The organism is Streptomyces sp. NPDC107517 (assembly GCF_055582645.1).
Window position 1 is genome coordinate 24602 of record NZ_JBVJPM010000046.1, and the last position, 8439, is coordinate 33040.

Annotated in this window: 7 protein-coding genes and 1 pseudogene; 2 read left to right on the plus strand and 6 right to left on the minus strand. The window is 68.8% G+C overall.

The annotated features are described in order from the left end of the window. The 3 genes from ACZ67T_RS42935 to ACZ67T_RS42945 form a co-directional block, all read right to left on the minus strand. Positions 1–705: a hypothetical protein gene (locus ACZ67T_RS42935; protein WP_469992087.1), complete on the minus strand. Its 705-nt coding sequence runs from the start codon at positions 703–705 to the stop codon at positions 1–3. Positions 706–776: 71 nt separating this feature from the next. After that, the gene (locus ACZ67T_RS42940; protein ID WP_469992089.1) at positions 777–1007 is read right to left on the minus strand and encodes a hypothetical protein; all 231 of its coding nucleotides are present in this window, start codon (positions 1005–1007) and stop codon (positions 777–779) included. Positions 1008–1532: 525 nt separating this feature from the next. After that, positions 1533–3623, minus strand: a complete 2091-nt coding sequence (locus tag ACZ67T_RS42945) for a SpoIIE family protein phosphatase (protein WP_469992091.1) — start codon at positions 3621–3623, stop codon at positions 1533–1535. Positions 3624–4081: 458 nt separating this feature from the next. On the opposite strand from ACZ67T_RS42945, the gene ACZ67T_RS42950 reads away from it, so the two are divergent. Next, positions 4082–4225 (plus strand): DUF6381 family protein, encoded by a 144-nt coding sequence (locus tag ACZ67T_RS42950; RefSeq protein WP_469992093.1) that lies wholly within the window; start codon positions 4082–4084, stop codon positions 4223–4225. A 21-nt stretch (positions 4226–4246) separates the two neighbouring features. Here the strand turns inward: ACZ67T_RS42950 and ACZ67T_RS42955 are convergent, their stop codons facing one another. From ACZ67T_RS42955 to ACZ67T_RS42965, 3 genes are all read right to left on the minus strand, one after another. Beyond that, a complete protein-coding gene (locus ACZ67T_RS42955) occupies positions 4247–6085 on the minus strand; it encodes a glycoside hydrolase family 15 protein (RefSeq protein ID WP_469992095.1) in 1839 nt (612 codons plus the stop codon). Between the two features lie 607 nt (positions 6086–6692). Continuing rightward, positions 6693–7421, minus strand: coding sequence for an SDR family oxidoreductase (locus ACZ67T_RS42960; RefSeq protein ID WP_469992097.1), 729 nt, complete (start codon positions 7419–7421; stop codon positions 6693–6695). A gap of 98 nt (positions 7422–7519) precedes the next feature. Beyond that, complete coding sequence (locus tag ACZ67T_RS42965; RefSeq protein WP_469992098.1) at positions 7520–8188, minus strand: nitroreductase; 669 nt, start codon at positions 8186–8188, stop codon at positions 7520–7522. 151 nt (positions 8189–8339) lie between these two features. Here ACZ67T_RS42965 and ACZ67T_RS42970 point away from each other — a divergent pair. Further along, positions 8340–8439, plus strand: a pseudogene (locus ACZ67T_RS42970) (FMN-dependent NADH-azoreductase); the annotation flags it as partial.

Genomic DNA, 8439 nt, shown 5'->3' on the forward strand with positions numbered 1-8439 from the left:
TCACGCACGGCACTGCGGCCGGACGAATTCGGGCGCGCGCCCGGCAGGGTATGCGAGCGCACTGCCGTCGAGACAGGCGAGGAGTTCGGCAACACCGACGTAGCCTTCCAGACGCGGACCGCGCGCGGGGCCCGCTCCTCGAGCCCGCGGGACGGCAGCGCGACAAACGGCACCTTGGCCCGGACCGCAGCCTGCACGCCCTGTGGGGCTGTCGCCGGCGAACAGCGCTTGGGCCGACCCCACGGCCGCCTTCTTCAGAGCACCAGGCCTGCGATCGGGGGCGGGCTTGCCCGTGTCCACACCCTCCGCTGCGCTACCGGCGTCGAGCACCTCATCCGCATCCGTGACACCGCACGTCACCGCAAGGTTCCTCACCGAGACAGAGAAAGCGAGGCCATTCGTCCAGCCGGGCCTCTTCAGCGTCAGCGGCATCCACGACGCACTGCCAAGGGCCTGCAGGTCGGGCCAGATTCGGGCAAACAATGCCTGATTCGACGTTGTGGCCGCCCCGGCCACGCCACGGTCCTCGTTGTGGCCAGGCACGTTGTCCAGCAACTGGTCACCGTGCCTGCCTCTCACTCCGTGGATGTGCGTCATCGCCCGAGTGTGACCGCACTGGGCATGGGACTCGGTCCAGGCGATCGGGCGCCAGTAGCTCATGACGAGCGGAGGCCCGTCGGCATGGAGCAGCGTCACGACCGGCATCGGCCGCCTCCCTCGCTCGTGCCTCGTCTGCCTGTTCTCGACCCTACGATCGGCACGTCCCCACGGCACGGTCACCACGGCCGTTTGCCGACGTTGATCAGGGAAACCCGCACCGTAGGACACATCACGCGGGCGCCTGCCGCACGGTGGTGACAACCGGCACCAGCAGTGGCATCGGGCGCGCGTGCGCTGTTGCGTTCGGCGCCCTTGGCGACCGGCTCGCGCTGATCGCCCGCCGCCGGATCGGGCTGAACGGAGCGGTGCGCGAGGCCGCGAGCCGGCGCCGCGAAAGCGATCCTCATCGCACCTCGAACACAGCCTCGGCCGGTAGGAGCCGTGATCATGGGAACTGTGCCTGTACCAACCGACCCCGACGTCGCCCCCGTGCCGCCGCCCGAAGGCCCGCCACGCCCAGAACCCCCGGACCCCGGCAAACCGCCCGATGGGCCGAAACCCGTCGAGCCGCCAACCCCACCGGATCCCCCGACACCGCCCGGCTCACCCGTCCCGCCACCTGAGCCGCCCTCGCCCCCCAGCCCGGATGAGCCCGACCCTCCGGAGCCGAAGCCGGGCCGGCCTCGCCCGACGGAGCCGCCGGACTGACGGACCCTGCGAGTGACGGCATCGGGCACTGCGCAGCCGACGGACCGGCAGGTCCACCGAACGTGCCCACCCGCACACGGCGGCCGGTCCACGGAGTTCCTCGTCCGACCGCCGAATCTCGTGCCCGTCCCAGGCTCGCCCGGACCAGGGGGAACGAAGGGCGCCCCCGGTAAGCCGGCGCCCATCCACCATCTGACAACGAGACCATCGGATGGGGCCTCGGCTCAGGTCGGGTGCGGTTGGGAGGCCAGGGATGTGGCTTGCGCGACGAGGAGGGCGACGTCGTCGTGGTCGTCCGGGTCGCGCAGGGTGTCAAGGAGCCACCGGCAGGTTTCGTCGAGCGGTCTTCGGGGTTCGTCCAAGGTGTGCAGGAGAGTGTTCAGGCGCTCGTCGATGGGTTGGTGGCGGGTTTCGACGAGGCCGTCGGTGTAGAGGACGAACCGGTCGCCAGGATTCAGGTCGAACGCGGTGGTGTGGAAGGGGACACCGCCGACACCGAGAGGTGCCCCAGGGGGCAGCTCGAGAAGTTGAGGTTGCCGTCCGGGTGAGACGAGGACGGGCGGAAGGTGTCCGGCGTTCGCGATGTGACACCGGTGAGTGTGCGGGTCGTAGGTGGCATAGATGCAGGTGGCGATGTAGTGCTCGAGCCCGCAGGTGATCTTGTCGAGGTGCCGCAGGACCTCGGTGGGAGCCAGGTCGAGGTCGGCGAACGCGTTTGTGGCGGTGCGAAGGCGGCCCATGGCGGCGGCGGCGTCGATGCCGTTGCCCATGACGTCACCGATCACCAGTGCGGTCTTGTCTCCCGCAAGGGGGATGACGTCGTACCAGTCGCCTCCGACCTCGCTGTATGCCTGCGCGGGTTGGTAGAGGGAGGCGACGTTCAGGCCGGTGGGCTGTGGGAGTTCGCCGGGCAGGAGGCTGCGCTGGAGGGTTTCGGCGGTGTTGCGGACGCTCTGGTACAAGCGGGCGTTGTCGATGGCGACGCCGGCGCGGGCGGCCAGCTCCACGGCAAGCAGTACGTCGTCCTCGTCGAACGGGAGCTGATTGCGGGCCCGCAGCAGGGCAAACGCGCCGAGGACCTCGTCTCGGGCGATCAGCGGGACCGCGAGGTAGGAGTGCATGCCCGCTTGGGCGAAGATTGCCGCGCTGTCGGTGCCGGGGGCGATGTGCTCCAGATCCTTCTGTCCGGCGTGGGTGACGAGGACGGGCCATCCGGTGTGAACGCATTGGGTGATCAGCCGGTCCGCGTCGTACGGGGCGCGGTCGACGGCCTGCATGGCACCGGCGGCTGGAGTCGCATAGGCCGCGGCCACGGCAAGCGAGCGGAACAGCTCCGAGCCCTTGGTGGGCGGGGAGTGGCGCAGGGCCAGAGCGTCGTCAAGGACATCGACCGACGCCACGTCGGCCAGGTCCGGCACCGCTACCCCCACCAGTTCCTGGGCGATGTGCTGAATCTCCAGGGTCGTGCCCACACGGGCGGACGCGTCGGCGATCATGGTCAGGCGGCGCCGGGCCCGGTCCGCCTCGGCAGCTGCCCGGTGGCGTTCGCTGACGTCGATGACCGAGTTCGCCACACCGATCACCCGCCCGCCGGCGTCCTCGAGCCGGTAGTGCGACACCGACCATGCGTGATCGTGGTCCGGATCGGCGCGGGTGCGGCCGACGGTGTGCTGGTCGATCAGGGGAGCGCCGGTGAGCAGCGCCCGTCGCATCGCGGACTCGATCGAGTCGACGTCGAGGGACGTGAGGATGTCATGCGGGCGCCGGCCGAGGTGATCGGCCGCCGGTATGCCGTTGATACGCTCCAGCTCCGGATTGACCAGGACATAGCGCAGGTCCGTGTCCAGCAGGGCGATGCCGATGGGGGCCTGCGAGATCAGGCGCTGTGACAGGGCCAGGTCGGTCTCCATCCGCTGCAAGGTGCTCTGATCAGCAGCGATGCCCAAGGCGTAGATGTCGCCGAGGTCGTCCACCAGGCGCATGTTGCGGAATTCCACCAGGCGCGTACTGCCGTCCTTGTACCGGATCGGGAACGCGCCCGCCCAGCTCTCGCCGGTCCCCATCACCTCGGCGAACAGCCTGACCACCAGGTCCCGCTGCTCCTCGTGGACCAGCAGCCTTGCCGCGTACCGGCCCAGCGCCTCCTCGGCCGTGTACCCGAACACCTCATCGGCCTGCGGGCTCCAGAACACGATCCGACCACTGGCATCGAGAACGACCGCAGCCACGCTGAGCAGATCGAGCAACCCTCCCGGCGGGGCCGGCCCTGCCCCGGCGTCCCCCTCCCCTTCCGGGCGCGGCGCGTGGACATCCATCCTGGAGAGCTCCCTCCTCAGCGCAAGCCCACTCAGGACGCCTGCTGGTCGAGACCTTCTCTTCCATGCTGCTCCCGCATCTCCGTGTCCACGATCCGACAGCATCGCGCGCCACCGCGACGCCCATACGATTCCAAGCGCCACGCACAGAAACGTGCAGCTTTAGGGGGCTCGGAAAGCCACCGACGAGGAGCCCGTGACCAGGGACGGAGCCGGTGTCCCAGCGGGTCGTGGCGAGGGCCGCTCAGGTGCGGGCGGCGAGGCCCCTGACGAGGGTCGCTCCTCGCTCCAGTGAGAGGCTCGGCGTCCGGTCTGGGCGGTGCTGCGGCGAGCCCGTCACCCTCAAGGTGCGGGAGTGTCTGAGCGTTGCGTTGCTGATACGGATTGTTGTGCAGGCGCCCCAGGGGGAGCGACTACGGGCGGTTCGCACGACGCCGGCAACCGCATCCAGGTCATGCGTGCGCCGCACGGCCCATGACCTGGTCCAGGCAGCTGATCGAGCCACCGACTCGGAGCAGCGGTCGCGGCTGAAGGTCAAAGCTCAGCGGCTCGGGGACCAGATCGACCGAGCGGGCCTTCAGGCCACCACCTCGGTGGCCTGAAGGAGGCAGGGCAGCCGAGCCTCAGCCGAGGGCGCGGTCGAGGTTGAAGGCCGCGCTGATCAGGGACAGGTGGGTGAACGCCTGCGGAAAGTTGCCCTGTTGCTCACCGGTGCGGCCGATCTCCTCGGCGTACAGGCCGAGATGGTTGGCGTAGGTGAGCATCTTCTCGAAGGCCAGCCGGGCCTCGTCGAGCCGACCGGCCCGGACCAGTGCCTCGACGTACCAGAAGGAGCAGATGGAAAAGGTTCCCTCGTCGCCGCGCAGCCCGTCGGGGCTGACCTGCGGGTCGTAGCGGTAGACGAGGGAATCGGAGACCAGGTCCTCGGTGAGGGCGTCCAAGGTGGAGAGCCACTTCGGGTCGGTGGGGGCGATGAACTTGGCGAGCGGCATCATCAGCACGGAGGCATCGAGCACGTCGGCGTCCTCGTACTGCACGAAGGCGCCCCGGCGCTCCGACCAGCCGTGGTCCATGATCCGTCGGTAGATGGCGTCCCGGGCCTGACGCCAGCGGCGAAGGTCGGCGGGCAGACCGCGGTGGTTGGCGAGACGGATGGCCCGCTCGATCGCGACCCAGCACATCAGCCGCGAGTACAGGAAGTTCTTGCGGCCGCCTCGGGTCTCCCAGACGCCCTCGTCGGGCTGGTCCCAGTTCTTGCACACCCAGTCGACCAACTGGCACACGTCGTCCCACTGCCCGCTGGAGATGGGCTGCGCCCACTTGTCGTAGAGGTAGATGGAGTCGATCAGGGCGCCGTAGATGTCCAGCTGAAGCTGGTCGGCGGCGGCGTTGCCGACCCGGACCGGTGCGGAGCCCTGATATCCCTCCAGGTGGGACAGCGCACGTTCGGGCAGGTCGCAGCGGCCGTCGATGCCATACATGATCTGGAGCGGCCCGGAGCCGGCGCCGGCTCCTGGGCTGATGTGCGTCGTCAGGAACTTCATGAAGGCCTCGGCCTCGCCGCTGAAGCCGAGCCTGAGCAGCGCGTAGACGGCGAAGGCGGCGTCGCGGACCCACACGTAGCGGTAGTCCCAGTTGCGCTCGCCGCCGAGCTGCTCGGGCAGGCTGGTGGTGGGTGCGGCGACGATGGCGCCGGTCGGGGCATAGGTGAGGAGCTTCAGGGTGAGAGCGGAGCGGTGCACCATCTCGCGCCAGCGTCCCCGGTAATGCGAGTCGTGCAGCCAGCGCCGCCAGTAGGAGACGGTGGCGTTGAACTCGTGCTCGGCCTCGGCGTGGGCGCAGCCCCGCGGCATCACCTGGTCGCCGAGCTGGTCGAGGGCGAACACCGCCGTCTCCCCCTCGCTCAGCTTGAAGTCGGCCCACGCGTCGCTGCTGTCGCTCTCCAGCGAGACGGTGGACGTGAGCGCCAGGGACCGCTCCGGGGACTCGAAGAGGATCATGCCGTCCAGGGAGCGCAGAGTGTGCCGATCGGCACCGTAGTTGAACCGCGGGGCGATCAGGCACCGGAACGGCACGGTGCCGCGCACACACACCACGCGCCGGATCAGCCGGTGCCGGGGCGCCTCGCCCGAGCCGTCGCAGCTCACGGGCATGAAGTCCTGCACCTCGCCGACGCCCTCCTCGGTGAAGAAGCGAGTGATCAGCACGTTGGTGTCGGGGAAGTAGAACTGCTTGGTGCGAGCGGGTACGGCGGCGGCCAGCTCGAAGCGGCCACCGCGCTCGGCGTCGAGGATCGCCGCGAAGACGCTCGGTGAGTCGAAGGAGGGGCAGCAGTACCAGTCGATCGTGCCGTTGGTGCCCACCAGGGCCACACTGCGCAGGTCGCCGATGAGTCCGTGCTCGGCGATCGGCAGGTAGCGGGGGCCTTGGGACGGGTGCTGTTCGAAGTACGTCTCGGCCATCTGCGGCCTCCCCGGTCCGGTGTGCGGGCTGCTTCCAGCTTAGGAGCGAGTGAGGCGCCGCGGCGCGCGCAGGCGCTCCTGGCAACGCCGTCCGGCGCTCCCCGGATGCAGGGTGCGACGTCAGGCCGGCCCTCGGGATCGAGGCGTACGGCGCCCCTTCCTCACGGCGTAACCGGGAGGAGAAGTCGTAACCGGAAGCGGGAGTACCGGACGAGAAGTGCTTCCGGTACTCAGGTCACGGCTACTGCCTCAAGACCGGATAGCAGATGGCCGATCAGTTCGCCGAGCTGCCGGAATCCTGCGACAACGCGCTCCTGAGCGCGGACTGTGTCGAGTCATTACGGCGCGGTCTTCGGCAACATCGACGAGTTGCCGCAGTCCCCGATGTCCGTGAAGGGGAGACGCAGGAGTCGTGGCTGCGCAATGACGTCATGAGGAACCTCGACATCATGCGCTGCGGCGACCTCGTGCCGCCCGAGGTCCTCCATCGTCTTCCACGGCGCCGCCCCCGTGTCACCGAGACGGCCCCGGCCGAGTTCTTCTCGTCGTCCATGACGGCCAGGGCCTGTTCTCGTGCTGCCCGCGCGCCCGGGAAGGCGCGAGTGGGTCAGGAGAGCCAGTCTGCGTAGTGGGTGGGGGCGAGGTGGGCGTCCTTGTCGGTGAGGACGTCTCCGTTGACGACGGCGAACATGCCTGCGGTCGGGTCGGTGACCACGGTGCGGTTGTCGTCCTTGCGGGACAGCGTGATCCGGCCCAGCTCGTCCAGGGCGAAGATCTCGGGACCGGCGATGTTGCGGATGCCGTTCAGCGGGGCGCCCGCAGCGACCTCGGCTACCGCGTCGGCAACGTCCTTGGAGGCGATCGGCTGGATCGGCGTGGCGGGCAGCCGGACGGTGTCGCCGTCGGTGGTCCAGGACATGACGGCGTCGATGAAGTCCATGAACTGAGTCGCGCGAACGATCGAGAAGGGGACCGGACCGTTCGCGAGGATGCTCTCCTGAAGCGCCTTGGCCCGGTAGTAGTCCAGCTCCGGGACCTGGTCGGTGCCGACGATCGAGAGGATGACGAAGTGGCCGACGCCGCCCTTGTGGGCCGCGGCCAGAAGGTTGTCCATGGAGGTCTGGAAGAAGGCCGGGGAGGCTTCGTCGAAGGTCGGGGAGTTCGTGAGGTTGATGACGACCTCGGCTCCGGCTACCGCTTCGTCCAGTCCCTCGCCGGTGATGACGTCGACTCCGGTGGACTTCGAGTGCGGTACCGCCTCATGACCGGCGGCGTTCAGATCCTTGACGACCTGCGAACCGATCAGTCCGGTACCACCGATGACTGCGAACTTCATGACATGCCTTTCGTCGGGGATATGTGCGCAATATGGCACAAAAACAGCTATTTACGCCGGTAGAGAGCAGGGGTGGCAGCGGATTTGGGCCTGCGGCGTCAGGAGCCGTCCACGAACGTGACCGTCTCGTCGAGGGGCGCCCGGCCCGTACGGGCGTCACTCACCGTGACGTCCTCGAAGCCGATCGACATGCCGCAGAAGAGCATGAGTTCGTCCGGGGGTGACACGACCTCCGCGACGCTCCGGTGAAACTTCGCCCAGGCCATCTGCGGGCAGCTGTGCAGCCCTTCGGCGCGCAGCAACAGCATGACGGTCTGCAGATACATCCCGACGTCGGACCATTGAGGCCGCCCCAGGTCGCGGTCGATGTAGCAGAAGAGGGCGGCGGGCGCGCCGAAGCAGTCCCAGTTCGCGGACGCGGCCCGCTGGCGCGCCTCCAGATCCTCGCGCCGGATGCCGAGCGCCCCGTAGCGCTGCTCGCCGAAGGCGGACCGGCGCTCGCGGTAGGGGCTCTTCAGGGTGAGCGGGTACTGCTGGTACTCCGGCTCGTCCCAGGGGTCACCCTCGGCCAGGCGCGCGCCGGCGCGCTTCTTGACCTCGGCCAGCGGCGCGCCGGTCAGCACGTAGACGTGCCACGGCTGGAGGTTCGATCCGGACGGCGCCCAGGACGCTGCGGACAGGACACGCTCCAGCACTTGCCTCGCAACCGGCTGGTCGGTGAATCCGCGCACGGCCCGTCGACTCGTGACCGCCTCGTAGACGTCCATGAAGCCTCCCTCCCATCTGTTCTACAGCACCTTTCCGTTGTGATCGAGATAGTATCACTCGCGACCGTAATGTGTTTGACTATTTCTGAGAAGGCAACGAATCCCCAGCCCGCGGCATCCCGGCCTGGGGCACAGCATTTGGAGAGAGCCCATGGTCACGCTGCTGCACATCGACTCGTCCGTACTCCCCGGCGAGGCGTCCTCGTCCCGTTCGGTCACGGCCGCCTTCCGCAAGGCCTGGGAGGAGCAGC

Coding starts and splice junctions, on each gene's coding strand:
- ACZ67T_RS42935 (WP_469992087.1), bottom strand. CDS start 705: ATGCCGGTCGTGACGCTGCTCCATGCCGACGGGCCTCCGCTCGTCATG.
- ACZ67T_RS42940 (WP_469992089.1), bottom strand. CDS start 1,007: ATGAGGATCGCTTTCGCGGCGCCGGCTCGCGGCCTCGCGCACCGCTCC.
- ACZ67T_RS42945 (WP_469992091.1), bottom strand. CDS start 3,623: ATGGATGTCCACGCGCCGCGCCCGGAAGGGGAGGGGGACGCCGGGGCA.
- ACZ67T_RS42955 (WP_469992095.1), bottom strand. CDS start 6,085: ATGGCCGAGACGTACTTCGAACAGCACCCGTCCCAAGGCCCCCGCTAC.
- ACZ67T_RS42960 (WP_469992097.1), bottom strand. CDS start 7,421: ATGAAGTTCGCAGTCATCGGTGGTACCGGACTGATCGGTTCGCAGGTC.
- ACZ67T_RS42965 (WP_469992098.1), bottom strand. CDS start 8,188: ATGGACGTCTACGAGGCGGTCACGAGTCGACGGGCCGTGCGCGGATTC.